Below are 20,064 nucleotides of genomic sequence, written 5' to 3' on the forward strand. Positions count from 1 at the left end.
ACTAAACCACCATTCCGAACTGCTGGGAGAAGCGCACATCGCCCTCGACCATTTCACGCATGTCTTGTACATCGCTGCGCAGCATCAGGCCGCGCTCGATTCCCATCCCGAAGGCGAAGCCCGAGTACACCTCGGGGTCGATGCCGGCCGCGCGCAGCACGTTGGGGTTGATCATGCCGCATCCGCCCCACTCGATCCAGCGGGCGCCGTGCTTGAACGTCGGGTGCCAGAAGTCGAGCTCGGCGCTCGGCTCGGTGAACGGGAAGTAGCTGGGGCGCAGACGGATCTTGGCCTCATCGCCGAAGATCGACTTCACGAAGTGGTCGAGCGTGCCCTTGAGGTGCGCCATGGTCAGGCCCTTGTCGACGGCCAGGCCCTCGAACTGCATGAACACGGGCAGGTGCGTCGCGTCGAACTCGTCGGTGCGGTAGACCCGGCCGGGAGCGAGCACGTAGACGGGCAGCTCACGGTCGAGCATCGAGCGCACCTGCACCGGCGAGGTGTGGGTGCGCAGCACCAGGTGCGACTCGGGCGGGTCGATGAAGAAGGTGTCCTGCATCGCGCGCGCGGGGTGGTCGGCGTCGAAGTTCAGTGCGTCGAAGTTGAACCACTCGCTCTCGACCTCCGGCCCCTCGGCGATCTCCCACCCCATGCCGGTGAACACGTCGCAGACGCGGTCCTGCAGCAGGGTGAGCGGATGCCGCGCGCCGGCGCGGTAACGGCTGGCCAGTGCGGTGACGTCGACGGCCTCGGCCTCGAGCTGCGCGGCAGCCTCCGCGGCGACGATGCCCTCCTCGCGCGCGGCAAAAGCCTGGGCGACACGGGCGCGGGCCTGGCCGACGAGCTTGCCGAGGGCGGCCTTCTGGTCTTTGGGCACGTCGCGCAGCGTGGCGTTCAGCTGGGCCAGCGGCGAGGCCTCGCCGGTGTGCTCCGTGCGCACGGTCTTCAGTGCAGCGGAGTCGCCGGCGGATTCGATCGCCGCGAGGGCGGCGTCGACGGCCGCGGCGACGGCGGATTCGGTGATTACAGCTTCTGGGAGCTCAGTGGACTCAGACACAAGGCACAAGTTTACTCAGCCCCGCGCCGCCGTCGCGCCGCGGCCGCGGCCCCGCGTGCGCGGGTGCGCTCAGCGTTCGGTGTCGGGACCATCCATCTGGGCCTCGACGGAGCCCTGCAGGATCATCACCTCGGCATTGGGGTCAACGGCCGGCGCCTTCCTTCCCCGACCGACCTTGCCGCCACCGCTCGCGGTGCGGCGCGAGAGCCAGCGGGCGAACCACGACAGCGAGAGGTTCATGATCAGGTAGAGCACCAGCGTGACGAAGAAGAGGGAGAACAGGTAGCGATTGCCGACGGCGCTGGCGATGTTGTTCATCGTGACACGGATGAGCTCAGGGTAGCCGACGATGTAGCCGAGCGAGGTGTCCTTGAGCAGCACCACGAGTTGCGCGACGATGATCGGCAGCATCTGCCGGAACGCCTGCGGGAACTCCACCAAGAGGCGCGACTGCAGTGGGCGCATGCCCAGGCTGAGGCCGGCCTCGCGCTGCCCTCGCGGCAGCGCGGTCAGGCCCGCTCGCAGCGCCTCGCCGATGAGTGCGCCGTTGTAGAGGATCAACGCGATGACGACGGCCCAGTACGCCCCGGTCGAGCCGGCCAGGAGGATGAACAGCATCATCAGCAGCACCGGCATTCCGCGCAGGAACTCGAGCACTACTGTCGTTGGAATCCGGATCCACGCGGTCTCCGCGCTGCGGAGCAGCGAGAAGACGATGCCGAGGAGGACGGCACCGACGGCGGCGACCGCAGCGGCCTTCAGAGTTCCGACCACACCGACGAAGATGATCCTGTTCCACACGCGCGGGTCGAGGAAGATGTCCCAGCGGCTCGCGTCGAGCATGCTCGGCAGTTCAACCCCGCTCGTTGCGACGCGGGGTGCGGCCAGCACGGAGTAGACCCAGGCCGCCCCGGCCGCGAGCAGGAGGAGCCCGACTATCGAGAGGATCAGGGAAAGACGCCGGCCCTTGGGGCCCTGGGCGTCGAACAGGACACTCGAGCCGCTCATCGCCGCACCGCCACTCGCTTCTCGATGCGCCCGGCCAACAGGCCGAGCGGGATGGTGATGATCAGGTAGAAGGTCGCGACGCCCAACAGGATCGCGATGACCGCGTCCCCGTTCGCGTTGGCCAGCTCCTTGCCGATCGTGAACAGTTCGGCCACGAAGAAGCCGCCGGCGACGGAGGTGTTCTTGGTGAGGGCGATGAGCACGTTGATCAGCGGCGGGATCGTCATCCGGAATGCCTGAGGCAGGATGACGAGGCTCACGCTCTGACCGAAGCCGAGGCCGAGGCTGCGTGCCGCCTCCGCCTGCCCGATGGGCACGCCATTGATGCCGGAGCGCAGCGCCTCAGCCACGAACGGGGAGGTGTACACGCTCAGCCCGATCATCGCGAAGACGAGGTAGCTCAGGTCGACGCCGAAGTACGGCAGGATGAACGCGCAGAAGAACAAGACGAGGGTCAACGGGGTGTTGCGCACCAGCTCGGTGTACACGGTGGCGAAGCCCCGCAGCGACGCGACGGGCGAGATGCGCATTGCGGCGATCAGGGTCCCGATGATGAACGCAGCGACGCCGGAGACGACGAGCAACTGGAGCGTCAGCAGGAAGCCGCTGAGATAGCGGGGCAGGTTCTCGATCACCGCGTCCATGCGGGGTCCTTTCGGCAGTGCGGTGACGGTGTGGGCCGGACGGCTGCCCGGCCCACACCGCGTCACGCTAGGAGCGGGCGGCTACTGAGCCGATCAGGCGCACGGTTCGACGGCCGGCGGATCGACGTAGGGAAGCACCGTTCCCGCTGTCGAGTTCCAGGCCTCCTCGTAGCTGCCGTCCTCGTAGGCGGCCTCAAGGGTGTCGTTGATGAACGTGCAGAACGCGGTGTCGTCCTTCTTCAGACCGATTCCGTAAGGCTCCTCGGTGAATGGCTTGCCGACGATCTTGAACTCGCCCTCGTTCTGCGCGGCCAGGCCAGCGAGGATGACGTTGTCGGTGCTGACGGCGACGACGTCACCGGAGCGCAGTGGCTCCAGGCAATTCGTGTAGGTGTCGGTGAGCACGGGCACCGCTCCGATCTCGGCCAGCTTCGCAGCAGGCGTCGACCCGGTGACCGAACAGACGGGCTGCCCGACGAGGTCCTGTTCGCTCTTGATCGTGTCGTTGTCTGCCAGCACGAGGATCGACTGTCCCGCCAAGTAGTAGGGGCCTGCGAAGGAGATGACTTCCTTGCGCTTGTCGTTGATCGTGTAGGTGGCGACGACGATGTCGACCTCGCCGTTCTCGATGAACGGTTCGCGGTTGGCCGAGACGGCTTCCTTCCACTCGATGTTCTCCGGGGCGATGCCGAGGCCGGCTGCGATGATCTTGGCGATCTCGACGTCGAAGCCTTCCGGCACTCCGTCGAGGTTCACCAGGCCGAACAGCGGCTGGTCGAACTTCGTGCCGACGGTGATCGTGCCCGCATCCGCCAGGTCGGCCATCGTGGTTCCTGCTTCGAATTCTGGCGCCGGTGCGACGCTCTCGCCGTCGCCCGTGCCGCTGTCACCGCCGGCACAGGCCGCGAGGGCGAGCACACTGGCCGCCGCCAGCGCGATGATGGAGAGTTTCTTCTTCATGGTCAACCTCATTCTTGGTGGGCGATCGATGGTCCTGAAACGTGGTGCTGTCGCGCAGTGGCGAGACCTCAGTGTTCGAGGATCTTGGAGAGGAAGTCCTGGGCGCGGTGCGATTGCGGGTTGGAGAAGAAGTCCTCCGGCTTGGCCTCCTCGACGATCTCGCCGTCGGCCATGAAGAGCACCCGGTCGGCCGCCTTGCGCGCGAATCCCATCTCGTGGGTGACGACGATCATGGTCATTCCGTCTTTGGCCAGACCGATCATCACATCGAGGACCTCGTTGATCATCTCCGGGTCGAGCGCGCTGGTCGGCTCGTCCATCAGGATCAACTTCGGACTCATAGCAAGCGATCGCGCGATGGCGACGCGCTGCTGTTGGCCACCAGAGAGCTGGGCAGGCATCTTGTTCGCCTGGTTGGCGACACCAACGCGCTCCAGAAGCTCCATGGCGGTCTTCACCGCCTGCACCTTGGGGATCTTCTTCACCTTGATCGGCGCCATCGTCACGTTCTCGAGCACCGTCTTGTGCGAGAACAGATTGAACGACTGGAACACCATGCCGACGTCGGCGCGCAGCCTGGCCAGCTCGGTTCCCTCCTCCGGCAGTTGCTGGCCGTCAATGCTGATCGACCCGGAGTCGATCGTCTCGAGCCGGTTGATGGCCCGGCAGAGCGTCGACTTGCCTGATCCGCTCGGACCGATCACCACGACGACCTCGCCGCGCGTCACGACGGTGTTGATGTTCTTCAGAACATGCAGCTCGCCATAGTGCTTGTTGACGGTGTCGATCACGACGAGCGGCTCACCACGGCGAACGGCGATGTTCGACGTGGCGGGCTCGAGGCGAGCTTTCTTCGGATTCGAATCCATACCCCCCAACATAGGGACTTATGGGTCGAATGTGTCCCCCTTGCAGGGGTGGTTATACAACCGTTACTGCACGCTGTCGCTAAGCGGTGGCGCTGCGCTGTGCGAAGGCGGATTCGTACAGGCAGACGGATGCCGCCGTCGCCAGATTCATCGACTCGGCCTGCCCGTACAGCGGCACCATCACGGAACGCTCGGCCAGCGCGAGCTTCTCCTCAGGGAGGCCGCGCGCCTCGTTGCCGAACAGCCAGGCCGTCGGCTCGGCGAGCATGCCGGAGGAACGCGCCTCGAGCATGTCCTCGCCCTTGACGTCGGCGGCGATCAGCTGCATGCCGGCCTCCCGCACGCGCAGACGCACGTCTTCGAGTTCGACGTCGATCGCGATGGGCAGGTGGAACAGCGAGCCAGTGGTCGAGCGCACGACCTTGGGGTTGTAGAGATCGACGGAGCGACCGGTCAGGATCACGGCATCGGCGCCTGCGGCATCCGCGGCCCGGATGATCGTGCCGGCGTTGCCGGGGTCGCGCACCTCTTCGAGAATGGCGATGAGCTTCGGCTCACCGGCGAAGATGTCTTTGAGTGCCGTCGGGAAGACGCGGCAGACGGCGATGAACCCCTGCGGGGTCACGGTGTCGGCCATGGCGTTGAGCACCTGCTCGGTCACGAACTCGAACGGAACGTCCGCGTCCTCTGCCGCCTGGGCGATGTCCGGGTAGCGGTCGAGCGCCGTCGGGGTTCCGAACAGCTCCTGCACCAGTTCCGGGCGGAAGTTCAGCGCTTCGGCGACGGCCTGCGGGCCTTCGAGCAGGAACATCCCGCTCTCGACGCGGGCCGCCTTCTTGGCCAGTTTGGCGACGGAGCGAACACGCGGGGAACGGGGGTTTTCAAGCATGTCCCAAGTCTACCGATCGGCGCGGCGTCCACCGGCCGCCGCTCGGGCAGGCATGCGAAAGGCCCGACACCACGGTGGGTGTCGGGCCTGTCGACGAGAAAACTCGATGCTTACGCAGCGACCTTCGCCTTGGGGGCGTTGACGTCGGCGGGCAGCGCCTTCTTCGCGGTCTGCACGAGGGCAGCGAAGGTGGCGGGCTCGTTGACGGCCAGCTCGGCGAGGATGCGGCGGTCAACCTGGACGCCGGCAAGGCCGAGGCCCTGGATGAGGCGGTTGTAGGTCATGCCGTTCGCACGCGAGGCGGCGTTGATGCGCTGGATCCACAGGCGGCGGAAGTCACCCTTGCGGGCACGACGGTCGCGGAAGCTGTAGACCAGCGAGTGCGTGACCTGCTCCTTGGCCTTGCGGTAGAGGCGCGAACGCTGGCCGCGGTAGCCCTTGGCGCGCTCGAGGATGACCCGACGCTTCTTGTGGGCGTTGACGGCCCTCTTTACTCTTGCCATTTTTGTTTCTTCCTAACGGGTGTGACGGCGGTTGATCGCGAAGATCAGCGACCGAGAAGCTTCTTGATGACCTTGGCGTCGGCCGGAGCCAGCACCTGGTCCTGGTTCAGGCGGGCCTTGCGCTTCGAGGCCTTGACCTCGAGGTTGTGACGCATTCCGGCCTGCTGCTTCATGATCTTGCCGCTTCCGGTGACCTTAAAGCGCTTCTTGGACCCGGAGTGGGTCTTCTGCTTAGGCATTGTTTTCCTCCTGCTTCGCCGCTTTGCTCGCGGCCCGATTAGCGTTGGCCTCGCCCTTGACCTCTGACTTGTTCTTCAGAGGGCCAATGACCATGACCATGTTTCGACCGTCGATGGTCGGAGTCGATTCCACAGAACCGAATTCCGCCACATCTTCGGCAAATTTCTGGAGCAAGCGCACGCCCTGCTCAGGGCGAGACTGCTCACGACCACGGAACAGGATCATGGCCTTCACCTTGTCACCGCCCTGGAGGAAGCCAATTGCGCGCTTCATCTTGGTCTCGTAGTCGTGCTTGTCAATCTTGAGTCGGAAGCGAACCTCTTTGAGGATCGTGTTCGCCTGGTTGCGTCGGGCTTCCTTCGCCTTCTGCGCAGCCTCGTACTTGAACTTGCCGAAATCCATGATCTTGGCCACGGGAGGCTTGGAGTTGGGGGCAACCTCAACGAGATCGAGGTCAGCGTCCTGCGCCATACGCAGTGCTACCTCGATTTTGACGACGCCGACCTGCTCGCCACCGGGGCCGACGAGGCGAACCTCTGGCACTCGGATGCGGTCGTTTGTACGGGGATCGGTGATGCGAGTCTCCATCTACTCAAAATTCAGCCACTGTCACCGGCGTGTGCCTGGTGACGGACGAGAGTAGAGATCCACGCAGAGATCACCCGCATGCGCGAGTTTTCCTGCTGCACCCTAGCTGCTCCCCCGCGCCCCGGTCGAAACCGTGATGCGAAGAAACGGAGTGCCAACAACCCGGTAACCTAGTGAAGCGGTCAAGCGCGGGTGGGAGAATATCCACTTTCGTCAACGGAGCGTGTGCCCCGTAGCCCGTAAGAGCCTAGCAGAGGAATGCCTTGAGCAATAATTTCGATGAAAACCCGGCATTCGACGAGAACGCCGCCAGAGCAGAGGCCGCGGAGGCCACTCGTGACATTGCCGATGTGCCTGCGGTCGAGGTCATCACGACCACCGCTGTGCACCTGATGAGCGCCGCGGCGGTCAAGTGCGGCCTGGCCGACGATCCCGAATCGCAGCAGGACCTCGACGAGGCGCGCAAGCTCATCAACGCCCTCGCCGGCCTGATCACGGCGGCAGCGCCGGAGATCAGCGACATGCACGCGCGCAGCCTGCGCGACGGCCTGCGTTCGCTGCAGCTGGCCTTCCGTGAGGCATCCGTGATTCCGGATGCCATCGGCCAGGGCCCTGGCGAGAAGTACACCGGCCCCGTCAACTAAGTACGGGCCCATCGGGCAACGCGAACAGGGGCGAGAAGTACACCGGCCCCGTCAACTAAGGGTCAGAGGCCGGGGAGGGCCCGCCGCACGGCATCGACCGTGCGCGCGGCCTCCGCGGCATCCGTCGCCCAGTTGCTGACGGAGAAGCGCAGCACGGCCCGATCGTGCCAGCGGGACGGTGAGGCGAGCACCTCGCCGCTCGACTGCAGACGGCGACCGAGTTCGAGCGTCTGCTCGTCGTCGGCCATGGCCATGGTGACCTGCGTGTACACGACGTCGTTGAGGATCGTGACGCCAGGCAATTCCACGAGCCCGGCGGAGATGGCGGTTGCGCTCGCGGCCAGCCCGTCGACGAGGGCCGCGACGCCGTCGCGCCCGAGCCAACGCAGGGTCGCCCAGAGCGGAACACCGTGCGCGCGGCGCGAGAGCTCGGGAACCTTGTCGTGGGGCTCAGCCTCGTCGGGATTCTGCAGATAGCTGGCACGCATGCCGAACGCGGCATGCATGGCATCCGGATTCGCGACGATCGCGATGCCGCAGTCGTATGGGACGTTCAGGGTCTTGTGCGCGTCGCTCGCCCAGGAGTCTGCACCCTCGAATCCGGCGGTGAGGTGGCTGAGCCGGGGCGAGGCGCCAGCCCAGAGCCCGAATGCGCCGTCGACGTGCACCCAGGCGCCCGCGTCGTGGGCGATGTGGACCGCGCGTTCGAAGTCGTCGAAGGCGCCTGAGTGGATGTTGCCAGCCTGCAGGCAGACGATCGTCGGGCCGGTGATCCGCTCGAACGCCTCGGCGAGTGCCTCGACGATGATCCGACCCTCGCGATCGGAGACAACGGCGGTCGGCTCCCCCAGGCCGAGATAGCGCGCGGCGAGGTCGATCGTGCCGTGCCGCTCACTGCCGACGAGGACGGTGATCGGAGGGGCACCCGCGAGCCCAGCCCGGTTCACATCCCAGTCGAGCGCGGCCAGCACGTGGTGGCGTGCGGCGGAGAGCCCGACGAAGTTCGCAGCGGTGGCACCCGTCACGAAGCCGACATCCGCCGTTGCCGGAAGCCCAAGCAGCTCGAGCAGCCAATCGCCGGCGAGCTCCTCTGCGCCGACGACGCCAGGCGTGGCGTCGCGCATGCCCGCGTTCAGATCCCAGGAGCTCACCAGCCAGTCGGCGGCGAGAGCCACTGGAAAAGTGCCGCCCATGACCCAGCCGTAGAAGCGCGACGACTGACTGGCCATCAGGCCGGGCTCGACACCATCGGCCAGCCGCTCGATCACCTCGGCCGGGTCGCTGCCGTGCTCAGGCAGCGTTCTGCCGAGCGCCGACTTCACCTCGTCGATGCTGCGCCGCGCCGGGATCGGGCGGTCGAACACCGCGCCCAGCCAGGCCCTGGCCCGCGCGGATGCGGCATCGAGCGTCGGCGCGTACTCGCGGGGGTCGTACTCGTGGGAACTGTCGCGGCCACCAGAGGCTGCGGCCGACTCGTGGAGGTCCATCAGAACACCTGGATTCTGCGCAGGATCATCACCGGCGCACACGCCCCGATTCTCCCCCTGCCGCCACGCGCCGTCAACGCCTTGAGCCGGTGTCGCCCAGCTCAGGCCGAGCGGACGAGTTTCACCGTGAGCGAGTCGACCTGGGTCGCGATGACCTCGCTGGCCGCCCAGCGCTGAGCGAGCCTGGCCAGCGTCGCGTCGAGCAGTTCACGGGTGAGGCCGTCGATGAGTTCGAGGCGCACGATCAGCTCCGGTCCGGCGAGCCGCGCAGCTGGATCACCGGCGACGAGGGTGACCGAGAGCACCGAGAGTTCGGTGCGGACGGAGGCGTCGAAGGCCTCGCGCACGGCGGCGGATTCGAAGCTCGGCTGCCATTCCTGCGCCTGCGCGATCGCCCAGAGCGCCGGGCGGCGCACGGCGAACTCGGTCTCGGACAGCGGGTCAAGGACGACGAGATCGGTCTCCTCGCTGGCGGCGGCCAGTGCGACGCGCACACCGTCGGCCGGAACGGGCCGGGCCTGCGGATTCCAAATGGACATCGCGGCGACGGAGCTGAAGACGGGCAGCACGTTGCGGCCATCCGGCCCTGCGACCGTCACGATCGAGAGCTCCTGGCTCTTGTCGATCGTGTGGCCGTGCTCGTTCTCCCCCGCTTCGCCGAGGTGCGCGACGAGCGGGATGAGCAGCCTGGCCGTGCGCAGGGCGTCAACGACACCGGCCTGGCCGAGTTCGCCGGCGCGGAAGCGCCCGAGGGCCTCGCTCAGCGCCGGCGGCGCGGAACCGTCGTCGCTCGCGTGAGTGTTCTCATCGAAGCTGCGGCCCGCCCACGGCTGGCCGGCCGAGTCTGCCAGGTGTGCGGGCAGGCTCGGGGTGTGCTCCGGATCAATTGCGTGCGACATCCAGCGCCTCGGCCAGTGTGAACGCACCGGCATAGAGAGCCTTGCCGACGATGGCGCCTTCGAGGCCGCCCGGCACGAGCTCACGCAGCGCCGCGATGTCGTCGAGGTTGGAGATGCCGCCGGATGCGACGACCGGGCGGTGGGTGCGGGCCATGACCTGCTTGAGCAGTTCGATGTTCGGGCCCTGCAGCGTGCCGTCCTTGGTCACGTCGGTGACCACGTAGCGGGCGCAGCCGGCGTTCTCGAGACGCTCGAGCACGGCCCAGAGGTCTCCACCGTCCTTGGTCCAGCCACGGGCAGCGAGTGTCGTTCCGCGCACATCGAGGCCGACGGCGATGGCTTCACCGTACTGAGCGATCACGCTGGCGGCCCACTCGGGGTTCTCCAGCGCTGCTGTGCCGAGGTTGATGCGCTTGGCTCCCATGTCGAGCGCGGATTCCAGCGACTCGTCGTCGCGGATGCCGCCGGAGAGCTCGATGTTGACGCCCTTGACCTGGCGCAGCACCTTCTTGATGACGCTGTGGTTGTGCCCACGGCCGAAAGCCGCGTCGAGGTCGACGAGGTGAATCCACTCGGCACCCTGGGCCGCCCAGTCGGCGGCGGCGTCGACGGGGTCGCCGTAGTTGGTCTCCGTGCCGGCCTCGCCCTGGGTCAGGCGCACGGCCTTGCCGGCGGCGATGTCAACTGCGGGCAGAAGCACAAGACGCGGGGTCTTGTTGAACTCACTCATGATTGTCCTCGACTCGTGGTCGCCACCTCTGGGCAACCGACACAAACAGTAGATATTACGCTCTCTGCGCGGTGTCGGTGCGCCGAGGACGAACACTGGCCGATCTGCCGGCTTGCCGGCGGCGTCGACCGCGCCGATCCTGTTACGCGCTGCGCAGCGACGTGAGCCAGTTCTTCAGCAGGCGGATGCCGGCATCCCCCGACTTCTCCGGGTGGAACTGGGTGGCGGAGAGCGGTCCGTTCTCGACCGCGGCGAGGAAACGCCCGCCGTGCTCGGCCCAGCTGAGGCTCGGCTGCGGGAAGGGCGGGATCACGTCGAGCGTCCACTGCTGCGCGGCATAGGAGTGCACGAAGTAGAAGCGCTCGTCCTCGATGCCGTCGAACAGCACGGAGTTCTCGCCCGTCTCGATCGTGTTCCACCCCATGTGCGGCAGCACCGGGGACGGCAGTTCGGTGACAGAGCCCGGCCACTCACCGAGGCCCGCGGTGTCGATTCCGCGCTCGACTCCGTGCTCGAACAACACCTGCATGCCGACACAGATACCCATCACCGGGCGGCTGCCGCCGAGGCGCCGGTCGATGATCTCGTCGCCGCGCACGGCGCGCAGCGCGCTCATGACGGCACTGAATGCACCGACGCCGGGCACCAGCAGACCGTCGGCCTCCTGCGCGAGCTTCTTGTCCGCGGTGAGCGTGACCTCGGCTCCTGCCAGCTCCAGGGCCTTGACGGCCGAGTGCACATTGCCGGTGCCGTAGTCGAGAACGACGACGCTGGGTGCGCTCACAGTGCGCCCTTGGTCGATGGGATGCCGACGACGAGCGGGTCCAGGGCCTTGGCCTGGCGGAACGCGCGCGCGAACGCCTTGAACTCGGCCTCGGCGATGTGGTGGGCGTCGCGCCCACCGAGCACCGTGATGTGCACGGTCAGAGCCGCGTTGAAGGTGATGGCCTCGAAGACGTGACGCACCATCGACCCCGTGAAGTGGCCACCGATCAGGTGGTACTCGAAACCGGCCGGCTCGCCGGAGTGGACGAGGTACGGACGGCCGGAGATGTCGACGACGGCCTGCACGAGCGCCTCGTCCAGCGGGACGAGGGCGTCGCCGTAGCGGGAGATGCCGCTCTTGTCCCCGAGCGCCTGCCGAATGGCGACACCGAGCGCAATGCCGATGTCCTCGACGGTGTGGTGCACGTCGATCTCCGTGTCACCCTTCGCGCGCACCGTGATGTCGGTCAGCGAGTGCTTGGCGAAGGCCGTGAGCAGGTGGTCGTAGAACGGCACAGAGGTCTGGATGTCGGAGACACCGGTTCCGTCGAGGTTGATCGACAGTTCGATGCTCGACTCGCTGGTCTCGCGCTGAATCGACGCAGTACGGGGCGCAGTAAGGCTCATGCTGCGAGTCTATTCGCCCGCGGAGCACTGTTGCGCTGCACTCCGTTCGACGGGACGCTACTCGGCGCTGGGGCCCCGACCGTTCGGGCCGACCGCCGCCAGCGCCTCCAGGAACGCGGTCGTCTCGGTCTCGGTTCCCGCGGTGACGCGGAGCTGCCCTGGCAGGCTCACCTCGCGGATCAGGATGCCGCGGGCCAGCAGCGCCTCGAAGACGGCGTGCGGATCCTCGACCCCGCCGAAGAGCACGAAGTTGCTCGCGCTGTCGTACGGCGCGTAGCCGAGGGCGCGGAGCTCACGCAGCAGGCGGTCGCGCTGCTCGCGGATCTCCCCGACCATGCCGAGCATCTCCTCGGAGTGAGCGAGAGCCGCGTTCGCGGCCGCCTGCGTGAAGGCGGAGAGGTGGTAGGGCAGCCGGACCAGACGGAGGGCGTCGGTGACGGCGGCGTCCGCGGCCAGGTATCCGACGCGGGCGCCGGCGAAGGCGAAGGCCTTGCTCATGGTGCGGGAGACGAGCAGGCGCGGCCGGCCGGGCAGCAGCGTGAGCGCGCTCGGCGTGCCCTCCGGCGAGAACTCGGCGTAGGCCTCGTCGACGACGACGATCGCCGCACCGTTCTCGTACTGACTTGCGGCGTAGACGGCCTCGATCACGTCGAGCCCGAGCGGCGTGCCCGTCGGGTTGTTGGGCGAGCAGAGGAACACGATGTCCGGCTGGTGCTCGCGCATGGCGGCGGCAGCGGCATCCGGGGTGATCGTGTAGTCCGCTGCGCGGGGAACGCCGATCCACTCCGTGCCGGTTCCGGCGGCGAGCAGCGGGTACATCGAGTAGGTCGGCGTGAAGCCGAGCAGCGAGCGGCCCGGACCGCCGAAGGCCTGGAGGATGTGCTGCAGCACCTCGTTGGAGCCGTTCGCGGCCCAGATGTTCGAGGCGTCAAGGCCGTGGCCGAGATAGCGGGCGAAGCTCTCCCGGAGTTCCGTGAACTCGCGATCGGGGTAGCGGTTCACCGAGAGCACGGCGGCCGCGACGCGGGCCACGATGTCGTGGGCGACGTCTTCCGGGATGCCGTGGGTGTTCTCGTTGACGTTCAGGGCCACGGGGACGACAGCCTGGGGGGCGCCGTACGGGAGCTGGCCGACGAGGTCGTCACGCAGGGGAAGTTCACTGAGATTCGTCACCGTACGAGTCTATGGGCAGTGCCAGAGCCGCGCGGATCGGTCTGGGGCCGGGGATCCCGCGGGCTTGCAGACACCCGCGGGCGGTGATGAGCGGGGTGGTGAGATCAGTAGCCTGCGGGAATCGCGAGGCGCTGGCCGGCCTGCACCTCGGCGGTGCTCAGCTGGTTGAGGTCGATGATCGCATCGATGACGTCGCGCGGGTCCTCCGCTGGGGCGATGTCCTCGGCGAGGGTCCAGAGTGACGCTCCGGCAGGAACGGCGATGTAGTCGAAGGTGCTGCCCTGCTGGCTCGCGCCGCCGGCGACGGCGCCGCCGCCGTTGACGGCGAAGACGAGGGCTCCGACGACGAGCGGCATGGCGGCGAGGGTGGTGAAAACGACCCGTCCGCGACGCGTCAGTCGAAGGTGGCTGCGAACGACGGCCGGCGTGCGAACGGCACCCGTTGCCCGCGTGTTCAGCTGAATTGCCTGTACTGCACTCATGTCGACCTCCTGTGGGATTCGCATCCGACCCTCGGCCGGGAGGGCCGGATGCGAAGCTGTGTTCCGAACATACATTCGATGAATTCGAATATGCAAGTCTTTCTTCGAGAAAACCGAAAGAAATGCGCGACACACTCGAACATTCGTTTGTTGCGGCACCCACCGAGCGATAAAGTCGTGAGTGTCTGGAGACAGACAATCAGGCACCACCGACACGGTCGGCGGTGAACGCCACAGGACACAGTGAGGGCCGGTATTCCGGGCCGAACCCGGGGCCGGAACAGTGAAGGGCAGTACGGTGACGAGAGACAGCGACACGAGCTCCGCCAAGAAGGGCAACCGTCGGCGCAAGAGCCTGAGCGCCAAGCAGATGGCGATCCTCGACGTCATCCAGCGCTCGGTCAGCCAGCGGGGCTACCCGCCGAGCATGCGCGAGATCGGCGATGCCGTCGGGCTCGCCTCGCTCTCCAGCGTCACCTACCAGCTCAAGCAGCTCGAGCTCAGCGGCTACCTGCGCCGCGACCCGAATCGTCCCCGCGCGCTCGAGGTGCTGATCGAGGTCCCGCAGCAGAACGACGGCGCCTCCTTCACCGACGGCGACGACTACTCAAGCGCTGCAACCGTCGGCGATGCGGCGATGGTGCCCCTCGTCGGTCGGATCGCCGCCGGCATCCCGATCACCGCCGAACAGCAGATCGATGAGATCTTCCCCCTGCCCAGGCAGATCGTCGGCAAGGGTGAGCTCTTCATTCTCAAGGTCGTCGGTGAGTCGATGATCGACGCGGCGATCTGCGACGGCGACTGGGTGGTCGTGCGCGCACAGAAGACGGCGGAGAACGGCGAGATCGTCGCCGCAATGCTCGACAACGAGGCCACGGTCAAGGTGTTCCGCCAGCGCGACGGCCACACCTGGCTGCTCCCCCGCAACAGCAACTTCGAGCCGATCCTCGGCGACTACGCCGAGATCCTCGGCAAGGTCGTCGCCGTGCTGCGCAGCGTCTAGACAGTCAAGACACCGCCTCCTCACGGCGGCTGAGTGAGGAACGAACGAAGCCCTGAGCCCCCGCGTGACCGCGGAATGGCTCAGGGCTTCGTCGTTCGATCCTCACTCCTCAGCCGGCGTGGACCGAGGGTGCGAAGTTTCCGCTAGACGCTGACCTCGGCGTTGGCCCGCACGGCGCGGGTGGCCTCGAGCATGTTCTGCAGCGACTCCACCGTCTCGGCGTAGCCACGGGTCTTGAGTCCGCAGTCCGGGTTCACCCACAGCTGCCGGCCGGGAACGGCGGCGAGGGCGCGCTCGAGCAGTTCCGTCAGTTCGGCGACCGCCGGCACGCGGGGCGAGTGGATGTCGTAGACGCCGGGCCCGATGCCGTGGTCGAAGCCGCTCCGCTCGATGTCGTCGACGATCTCCATGCGGCTCCGCGCCGCCTCGATGCTCGTGACGTCGGCGTCGAGACGGCTGATCGCGTCGATCACGACCCCGAACTCGGAGTAGCAGAGGTGGGTGTGGATCTGCGTCTCCGCGCGCACGCCGGCGGTGGCGAGGCGGAAGGAGCCGACCGACCACTCCAAGTAGTCGGCGTGGTCGGCACGCTTCAGCGGGAGCAGTTCCCGCAGCGCGGGCTCGTCGACCTGCACGATGCCGATGCCGGCCGCCTCCAGATCGGCGATCTCGTCGCGCAGAGCGAGGGCCACCTGGCTGGCGGTCTCGGCGAGCGGCTGATCGTCACGCACGAAGGACCACGCCAGGATCGTGACGGGACCGGTGAGCATGCCCTTGACCGGCTTGGCGGTGAGGCTCTGCGTGTACACGGACCAGTCCACCGTGATCGGCGCCGGACGCGACACGTCGCCCCAGAGCAGCGACGGGCGCGTGCAGCGGCTGCCGTACGACTGCACCCAGCCGTGCTCGGTGACGGCGAAGCCATCGAGGTTCTCGGCGAAGTACTGCACCATGTCGTTGCGCTCCGGCTCGCCGTGCACGAGCACGTCGAGGCCGATCTCCTCCTGCAACTCGACGACGCGCCCGATCTCCTCCTTCATCAGCTGCTCGTACTCGGCGGCGCTCAGTGCTCCCGAGTTCAGCCGGGCCCGGGCGCGACGGATCTCGCCGGTCTGCGGGAAGGAGCCGATCGTGGTCGTCGGCAGCAGCGGCAGCTGCAGGGCGGCGTCCTGGGCGGCGACGCGCTCCGCGTAGTCACCGCGGCTGTAGTCGCCGGCGCTGAGTGCGGCGGTGCGGCTGCGCACGGCTGACTCCCGCACGCCGGGTGCGGCCAGGCGCGCGGCCAGCGCTGCGGCCGCGGCATCCAGCTCCGGCTGAATCGCGGCGCGACCGTCGCGGAGGCCGGCGGCGAGTACGGCGATCTGGCCGACCTTCTGGTCGGCGAAGGCGAGCCAGTCGGCGAGCTGCCCGAGCGCGGTCTCCTCCGCCACATCGTGCGGGACGTGCAGCAGCGAGGTTGAGCTGGAGACGGCGACGGTCGGCGAGAGGGCGGAGACGGACTCCGCCGTCGACAGGGCCGCGGCGAGGTCGCCCCGCCAGATGTTGTGGCCGTCGACGACGCCGGCGACGATCGTCTTCGTCGCGAGCGCTGCGCTGGTGTCGGCGTCGAGGCCGACCGGCAGGGCACCGCGCACCAGGTCGACCCCGATGGCCTCGACGGCGGATGCCGCCAGCACGGGCAGCGCGTCACCGAGTTCGCCGTACGGCGCGGCGACGAAGATCGCCGGGCGCTCGCTCAGGCCGCCGAGCACGCGGTACGCCTCAGCGAGTGCGGCCAGCTGCTCGGTGCGCGGAACGGGGATGCTCTCGTTGACGAGACCGGGCTCGTCCAGCTGCACCCACTCCGCTCCGGCCGCGCGCAGCCGGGTGAGGAGCTCCGCGTAGACGGGGAGGAGGTCACCGAGGCGGCTGAGCGGCGCGAAGTCGGCAGGGGCTTCGTCGCTCGGCTTGGCCAGGAGCAGGAAGGTGACCGGGCCGACGAGCACAGGACGGGTCAGGAATCCGGCGGCCTTGGCCTCCTCGAACTCGCGCACGATGCGGTCGCTGGCCAGGTGGAAGCTGGTCTCCGGACCGATCTCGGGCACGAGGTAGTGGTAGTTGGAGTCGAACCACTTCGTCATCTCCAACGGCAGGCTGTCGCCGACACCGCGGGCCAGGGTGAAGTATCCGGCGAGGTCGATGCTGCCGTCGGCCTGCACGAGGTGGGCGAACCGGCTCGGCACGGCGCCGACGGCCACCGCGGCATCCAGCACCTGGTCGTAGTAAGAGAAGCTCTCCGGGATGGACGAGTCGTCGCGGCCGAGCCCGAGTTCGAGCAGCCGGGCCCGGGTGGCGGCGCGCAACCCGGCCGTTGTCTGCTCGAGCTCCTCCGCGGTCGTGCTGCCGGCCCAGAACGCCTCGACGGCCTTCTTGAGTTCGCGGCGGCGGCCGATGCGGGGGTAGCCGAGGATGGTGCCGGCTGGGAATGGTGCGGTGGTGAACGGTGCGGTGGTCATTCGTCGTCCTTTTGTTGGGGTTGGGGTCGGTGTTGAGAAGGTGACAGCTGGGTCGAAAAAGGCATGGGGGTAGCGCAGCAGGGTGCATCACCCCGTGGTGAGCGGCTGGGGCCGGGTGGGTCGGAGCCTGGCGGTCGCCGCCTAGCGGCTGCTGCCGGCTCCGACGGGCATTCGTCCGAGTTGTTCGAGCACGCCGAGTACGGCCCTGTGCTGGTTGAAGGTGTAGAGGTGCAGTCCTGGCGCTCCCCCGGCGAGAACCTCGGCGGCGACGCGGGCGATGTAGCCGACCCCGATCTCGTGCTGGCCCTGTTCGTCGGGTTCCACCTCGAGGGCGATGGCGAGTTCGGCCGGCACCTCCTCACCGGTGAGCTCGGCGATCCGGGCGAGCCGCCTGGGCGAGGTCGCCGGCATCAGCCCGGGGACGATGTCGATCGTGACGCCGGCCGTGCGCGCCTTGTCGACGAAGCCGAGGTAGTCATCGGCGTGGAAGAACAGCTGGGTGATGGCGAGCGTCGCGCCGGCGACCTGCTTGGCGAGCAGGCTGTCGATGTCGGCGTTCGTGCCGCGGGCACGGGGGTGGCCGTTCGGGAAGGCCGCGACGGCCACGCGTTCTGGTCGGCGGCGCCGCGCGATGCGGGTGCCCTGCGGAGCCCCGGGAACGCGTTCCTGCGAGAACGGTTCGCGCTCCTCCTGAACCCGGTGGATCAGCTGCACGAGCTCGGATGCGCTGCCGAGGTCGCCCAGCTCGGCCGGGCCGGTGACGCCTGTTGGTGGGTCTCCGCGCAGTGCAAGGAAGCTGGTGATGCCGGCATCCAGAAACTGTCTGACGAGGCTGTTGGCCTCCTGGTACGAGGACCCGACACAGGTGAGGTGGGCCATCGCATCGACGGTCGTGTGCTCGAGGATGTAGCGCAGCACGGTGAGCGAGCGCTCGCGGGACGATCCGCCGGCCCCGTAGGTGACGGAGAGGAAGGCCGGATTCGCCTCGGCCAGGCGGTCGATGGTGCGGCCGAGAGCGAGTGCTGCTGCATCCGTGCGCGGCGGGAAGAGCTCGAACGACACCGGCGTCAGGGCGCCACGGTGTCCGCCGATGACGGGCGTTGCGTGGTGGTAGGCGGCGGTCATGCTGCGATCCCCTTGCTCTGACGGATACCGTCGAAACAGAGGTGACGCACCGGCAGGCCGCGCACCCCGTACTCGACGGGTGTGGATGCGGGCGGGTGCCGGGCTCGGCTTTCGCTCCCGTTGCCTGAACTACCGGCAACAACGATTTCTTTGAGATTACATCCGGGTGCAGAGGGTGCGGGATCTATTTCTGAATGTGACGGGGGCTCGCCCAAGCGCCCGGAGGAGCCGGTGCGCGGTACGGTGAGCGAATGAACGTCCCCTGCATCTTCTGCGCCATTGTCGCCGGCGACGCCCCATCTCACCGCGTCTACGAGGACGAGCTGACCGTGGGCTTTCTCAGTATCCATCCGGCAGCCTCGGGGCACACGGTGCTCGTTCCGCGTGAGCATGCGCCACAGTTGTGGGATCTCTCAGATGCGACAACTGCGGGCATCGGCCATTCGCTGCGCTCAATGGCGAGACTGCTGGAGCGCACCATCGAACCGGACGGGATGACGGTATTTCAGACGAACCGTGAGGCGGGCTGGCAGTCCGTCTTCCACATGCACTTTCAGCTTGTGCCCCGCTCCGACCGCGACGCGCTGACGCCGCCCTGGACCGAGACAGCCGCCGCCGAATCCGATCTCACACGGATGGCGGAGCGGCTGCGTGCCGCCCGCTGACGGTCGAGCGAATCAGGGGTGGTCGGAGTCGGCCGCTTGGTCGAGTTGTCCCAACCGTACGAGATGGCGATACGATTCTGGACTTCGTCGATCACGGCCTGACCGTTGTCGCCGTTGGTCATGATCACCGCGCCATAGCCCTTGGCCACGTGTCCGATGAGTTGAGCCTTGAAGCCCCAGTTGTCGCCGTCGTGCTCGAAATACCGGCCATCGCCCTTCTGAGACACAACAAAGCCGACAGCGAAGGGGCCAACGCCAACTGGTGTGATCATGTCGCGCATCATCGTCCGGTCCACGACAAGCGATGACCGCCCGGCCAGCGTCCGTTGGAGCTCGCTGACGAATTTGGCAAGATCGCCGGGAGTCGTCCACAACCCCGCCGCCGCCAACTCCGGATAGACACGCCACGGTGCAGCCATCCTCGCACCCTCGTTGTCATGGGCGCGGGCGGCCCGATGCTCGAGCTCGCAAGGCAAAGGCTGCTCGAAGGTGCTGCTGGTCATGCCGATCGGTTGAAGCACCCAGTCATCCATGATTCGTGTGAAGGCTGCTCCGACGGTGTCGGTGAGCGCGAGCCGCTGTATCTCGACGCCTCCGCCCGAGTATTGGTAGGCCGTCATCGCTGGCCGTGCCGGCCGCACAGCAGGCAAAGGCGAGGGCGATCGGCCGTCGAGCATCTGCAGTAGTGTCGGCATCGCTTCACCCGGCTCGTACCCGGGAAAACCGAATCCGTCTCCGAGCCCGGAGGTGTGGCTCAGCAGCATCCGGGGCGTGACGGCGACGCCCCCGCCGAACGGCGTATCCGGCAGCGTCCAGCTCGTGAGGATGGAGTTGATGTCCTGGTCGAGGTCAAACAGCCCGAGCTGAGCGGCCCGCAGCGATGCCATCGCCGCCAGGGGCTTGGTGATTGATGCTGCCTGGTACAGCGTCTGATCCGTGGCGCTCTTGCCCGACTGCGCGTCCGCAACGCCCCACGACTTCGTCCATGCAACGTCGAAGTCGTCGACGACGGCGACGCTGACACTCGGGACGCGATGGTGGCGCAACAGCTGCGGAATGCTCAGGGCGTTGGATCCCTGACGGTCAGCCGGCTGAGCGTCCTCGATCTGGGCGATCCGCGCGGCATGCGTCGCCGACGGGCCCAACCCCCTGGTAGACATGCTCACGAAAGTACCATGGTCCCCGTTCGCAACCGCCAGCTGGTTGAGCGG

22 protein-coding genes are annotated in these 20,064 nt (G+C 67.4%); 3 read left to right on the plus strand and 19 right to left on the minus strand.

Annotation, left to right across the window (positions count from 1 at the left end; all coding sequences use genetic code 11):
• Position 1 precedes the first annotated feature (1 nt).
• From pheS to infC, 9 genes are all read right to left on the minus strand, one after another.
• On the minus strand, positions 2-1,057 hold the full coding sequence (gene pheS / locus EV379_RS10045) for a phenylalanine--tRNA ligase subunit alpha (RefSeq protein WP_130506017.1): 1,056 nt from the start codon (positions 1,055-1,057) through the stop codon (positions 2-4).
• A 69-nt stretch (positions 1,058-1,126) separates the two neighbouring features.
• Positions 1,127-2,065, minus strand: a complete 939-nt coding sequence (locus EV379_RS10050) for an amino acid ABC transporter permease (RefSeq protein WP_130506018.1) — start codon at positions 2,063-2,065, stop codon at positions 1,127-1,129.
• Positions 2,062-2,709: an amino acid ABC transporter permease gene (locus tag EV379_RS10055; RefSeq protein WP_130506019.1), complete on the minus strand. Its 648-nt coding sequence runs from the start codon at positions 2,707-2,709 to the stop codon at positions 2,062-2,064. The genes EV379_RS10050 and EV379_RS10055 overlap by 4 nt, the downstream gene beginning before the upstream one ends.
• Before the next feature lie 93 nt (positions 2,710-2,802).
• Positions 2,803-3,669, minus strand: coding sequence for a glutamate ABC transporter substrate-binding protein (locus EV379_RS10060; protein ID WP_207226228.1), 867 nt, complete (start codon positions 3,667-3,669; stop codon positions 2,803-2,805).
• Between the two features lie 68 nt (positions 3,670-3,737).
• Positions 3,738-4,538 (minus strand): amino acid ABC transporter ATP-binding protein, encoded by an 801-nt coding sequence (locus tag EV379_RS10065; RefSeq protein WP_130506021.1) that lies wholly within the window; start codon positions 4,536-4,538, stop codon positions 3,738-3,740.
• A 79-nt stretch (positions 4,539-4,617) separates the two neighbouring features.
• Positions 4,618-5,427: a TrmH family RNA methyltransferase gene (locus EV379_RS10070; RefSeq protein WP_130506022.1), complete on the minus strand. Its 810-nt coding sequence runs from the start codon at positions 5,425-5,427 to the stop codon at positions 4,618-4,620.
• A gap of 110 nt (positions 5,428-5,537) precedes the next feature.
• Complete coding sequence (rplT, locus tag EV379_RS10075; RefSeq protein WP_055842301.1) at positions 5,538-5,930, minus strand: 50S ribosomal protein L20; 393 nt, start codon at positions 5,928-5,930, stop codon at positions 5,538-5,540.
• A 44-nt stretch (positions 5,931-5,974) separates the two neighbouring features.
• Positions 5,975-6,169 carry a 50S ribosomal protein L35 gene (rpmI, locus tag EV379_RS10080; protein ID WP_047406521.1) on the minus strand — a complete coding sequence of 65 codons (195 nt, stop codon included), beginning with the start codon at positions 6,167-6,169 and terminating at the stop codon, positions 5,975-5,977.
• Positions 6,162-6,758, minus strand: coding sequence for a translation initiation factor IF-3 (infC, locus tag EV379_RS10085; RefSeq protein WP_130506023.1), 597 nt, complete (start codon positions 6,756-6,758; stop codon positions 6,162-6,164). The genes rpmI and infC overlap by 8 nt, the downstream gene beginning before the upstream one ends.
• A 263-nt stretch (positions 6,759-7,021) precedes the next feature.
• Here infC and EV379_RS10090 point away from each other — a divergent pair, with 263 nt between their 5' ends.
• Positions 7,022-7,402, plus strand: coding sequence for a DUF1844 domain-containing protein (locus EV379_RS10090; protein ID WP_055842300.1), 381 nt, complete (start codon positions 7,022-7,024; stop codon positions 7,400-7,402).
• A gap of 62 nt (positions 7,403-7,464) precedes the next feature.
• Here the strand turns inward: EV379_RS10090 and EV379_RS10095 are convergent, their stop codons facing one another.
• From EV379_RS10095 to EV379_RS10125, 7 genes are all read right to left on the minus strand, one after another.
• Positions 7,465-8,889, minus strand: a complete 1,425-nt coding sequence (locus tag EV379_RS10095) for a pyridoxal phosphate-dependent decarboxylase family protein (protein WP_130506024.1) — start codon at positions 8,887-8,889, stop codon at positions 7,465-7,467.
• A 101-nt stretch (positions 8,890-8,990) separates the two neighbouring features.
• Positions 8,991-9,788 (minus strand): SseB family protein, encoded by a 798-nt coding sequence (locus EV379_RS10100; protein ID WP_130506025.1) that lies wholly within the window; start codon positions 9,786-9,788, stop codon positions 8,991-8,993.
• Positions 9,772-10,518, minus strand: a complete 747-nt coding sequence (gene priA, locus EV379_RS10105; protein ID WP_130506026.1) for a bifunctional 1-(5-phosphoribosyl)-5-((5-phosphoribosylamino)methylideneamino)imidazole-4-carboxamide isomerase/phosphoribosylanthranilate isomerase PriA — start codon at positions 10,516-10,518, stop codon at positions 9,772-9,774. Before priA ends, EV379_RS10100 begins: the two co-directional genes overlap by 17 nt.
• A 142-nt stretch (positions 10,519-10,660) precedes the next feature.
• Complete coding sequence (hisH, locus tag EV379_RS10110; protein ID WP_130506027.1) at positions 10,661-11,302, minus strand: imidazole glycerol phosphate synthase subunit HisH; 642 nt, start codon at positions 11,300-11,302, stop codon at positions 10,661-10,663.
• A complete protein-coding gene (gene hisB, locus EV379_RS10115) occupies positions 11,299-11,910 on the minus strand; it encodes an imidazoleglycerol-phosphate dehydratase HisB (protein WP_130506028.1) in 612 nt (203 codons plus the stop codon). The genes hisH and hisB overlap by 4 nt, the downstream gene beginning before the upstream one ends.
• Before the next feature lie 57 nt (positions 11,911-11,967).
• The gene (locus tag EV379_RS10120) at positions 11,968-13,083 is read right to left on the minus strand and encodes a histidinol-phosphate transaminase (RefSeq protein ID WP_130506029.1); all 1,116 of its coding nucleotides are present in this window, start codon (positions 13,081-13,083) and stop codon (positions 11,968-11,970) included.
• A 104-nt stretch (positions 13,084-13,187) separates the two neighbouring features.
• Positions 13,188-13,565 (minus strand): hypothetical protein, encoded by a 378-nt coding sequence (locus tag EV379_RS10125; protein ID WP_242616319.1) that lies wholly within the window; start codon positions 13,563-13,565, stop codon positions 13,188-13,190.
• A gap of 298 nt (positions 13,566-13,863) precedes the next feature.
• Between EV379_RS10125 and lexA the strand changes: the two genes are divergently transcribed.
• Complete coding sequence (gene lexA / locus EV379_RS10130; RefSeq protein ID WP_130506030.1) at positions 13,864-14,568, plus strand: transcriptional repressor LexA; 705 nt, start codon at positions 13,864-13,866, stop codon at positions 14,566-14,568.
• A gap of 143 nt (positions 14,569-14,711) precedes the next feature.
• Here the strand turns inward: lexA and metE are convergent, their stop codons facing one another.
• Positions 14,712-17,063, minus strand: coding sequence for a 5-methyltetrahydropteroyltriglutamate--homocysteine S-methyltransferase (gene metE, locus EV379_RS10135; protein WP_130506031.1), 2,352 nt, complete (start codon positions 17,061-17,063; stop codon positions 14,712-14,714).
• A 141-nt stretch (positions 17,064-17,204) separates the two neighbouring features.
• Positions 17,205-18,188, minus strand: coding sequence for a methylenetetrahydrofolate reductase (locus EV379_RS10140; RefSeq protein WP_130506032.1), 984 nt, complete (start codon positions 18,186-18,188; stop codon positions 17,205-17,207).
• Positions 18,189-18,439: 251 nt separating this feature from the next.
• Between EV379_RS10140 and EV379_RS10145 the strand changes: the two genes are divergently transcribed.
• Positions 18,440-18,853: an HIT family protein gene (locus tag EV379_RS10145; RefSeq protein ID WP_130506033.1), complete on the plus strand. Its 414-nt coding sequence runs from the start codon at positions 18,440-18,442 to the stop codon at positions 18,851-18,853.
• On the opposite strand, the gene EV379_RS10150 is transcribed toward EV379_RS10145, so the two are convergent.
• Positions 18,742-20,013, minus strand: a complete 1,272-nt coding sequence (locus tag EV379_RS10150) for a serine hydrolase domain-containing protein (protein ID WP_130506034.1) — start codon at positions 20,011-20,013, stop codon at positions 18,742-18,744. The genes EV379_RS10145 and EV379_RS10150 overlap by 112 nt on opposite strands.
• Positions 20,014-20,064 lie beyond the last annotated feature (51 nt).

It is taken from the genome of Microterricola gilva, from assembly GCF_004217495.1.
GTDB classification, from domain to species: domain Bacteria; phylum Actinomycetota; class Actinomycetes; order Actinomycetales; family Microbacteriaceae; genus Microterricola; species Microterricola gilva.

Excerpts from the sequence above, each read along its gene's own strand:
- priA (WP_130506026.1), bottom strand. The coding sequence starts at position 10,518 with ATGAGTGAGTTCAACAAGACCCCGCGTCTTGTGCTTCTGCCCGCAGTT.
- hisB (WP_130506028.1), bottom strand. The coding sequence starts at position 11,910 with ATGAGCCTTACTGCGCCCCGTACTGCGTCGATTCAGCGCGAGACCAGC.
- infC (WP_130506023.1), bottom strand. The coding sequence starts at position 6,758 with ATGGAGACTCGCATCACCGATCCCCGTACAAACGACCGCATCCGAGTG.
- rpmI (WP_047406521.1), bottom strand. The coding sequence starts at position 6,169 with ATGCCTAAGCAGAAGACCCACTCCGGGTCCAAGAAGCGCTTTAAGGTC.
- EV379_RS10145 (WP_130506033.1), top strand. The coding sequence starts at position 18,440 with ATGAACGTCCCCTGCATCTTCTGCGCCATTGTCGCCGGCGACGCCCCA.
- EV379_RS10095 (WP_130506024.1), bottom strand. The coding sequence starts at position 8,889 with ATGGACCTCCACGAGTCGGCCGCAGCCTCTGGTGGCCGCGACAGTTCC.
- EV379_RS10100 (WP_130506025.1), bottom strand. The coding sequence starts at position 9,788 with ATGTCGCACGCAATTGATCCGGAGCACACCCCGAGCCTGCCCGCACAC.
- EV379_RS10055 (WP_130506019.1), bottom strand. The coding sequence starts at position 2,709 with ATGGACGCGGTGATCGAGAACCTGCCCCGCTATCTCAGCGGCTTCCTG.
- EV379_RS10050 (WP_130506018.1), bottom strand. The coding sequence starts at position 2,065 with ATGAGCGGCTCGAGTGTCCTGTTCGACGCCCAGGGCCCCAAGGGCCGG.
- EV379_RS10065 (WP_130506021.1), bottom strand. The coding sequence starts at position 4,538 with ATGGATTCGAATCCGAAGAAAGCTCGCCTCGAGCCCGCCACGTCGAAC.
- rplT (WP_055842301.1), bottom strand. The coding sequence starts at position 5,930 with ATGGCAAGAGTAAAGAGGGCCGTCAACGCCCACAAGAAGCGTCGGGTC.
- EV379_RS10125 (WP_242616319.1), bottom strand. The coding sequence starts at position 13,565 with ATGAGTGCAGTACAGGCAATTCAGCTGAACACGCGGGCAACGGGTGCC.
- metE (WP_130506031.1), bottom strand. The coding sequence starts at position 17,063 with ATGACCACCGCACCGTTCACCACCGCACCATTCCCAGCCGGCACCATC.
- EV379_RS10140 (WP_130506032.1), bottom strand. The coding sequence starts at position 18,188 with ATGACCGCCGCCTACCACCACGCAACGCCCGTCATCGGCGGACACCGT.
- EV379_RS10150 (WP_130506034.1), bottom strand. The coding sequence starts at position 20,013 with ATGTCTACCAGGGGGTTGGGCCCGTCGGCGACGCATGCCGCGCGGATC.
- EV379_RS10070 (WP_130506022.1), bottom strand. The coding sequence starts at position 5,427 with ATGCTTGAAAACCCCCGTTCCCCGCGTGTTCGCTCCGTCGCCAAACTG.
- EV379_RS10060 (WP_207226228.1), bottom strand. The coding sequence starts at position 3,669 with ATGAAGAAGAAACTCTCCATCATCGCGCTGGCGGCGGCCAGTGTGCTC.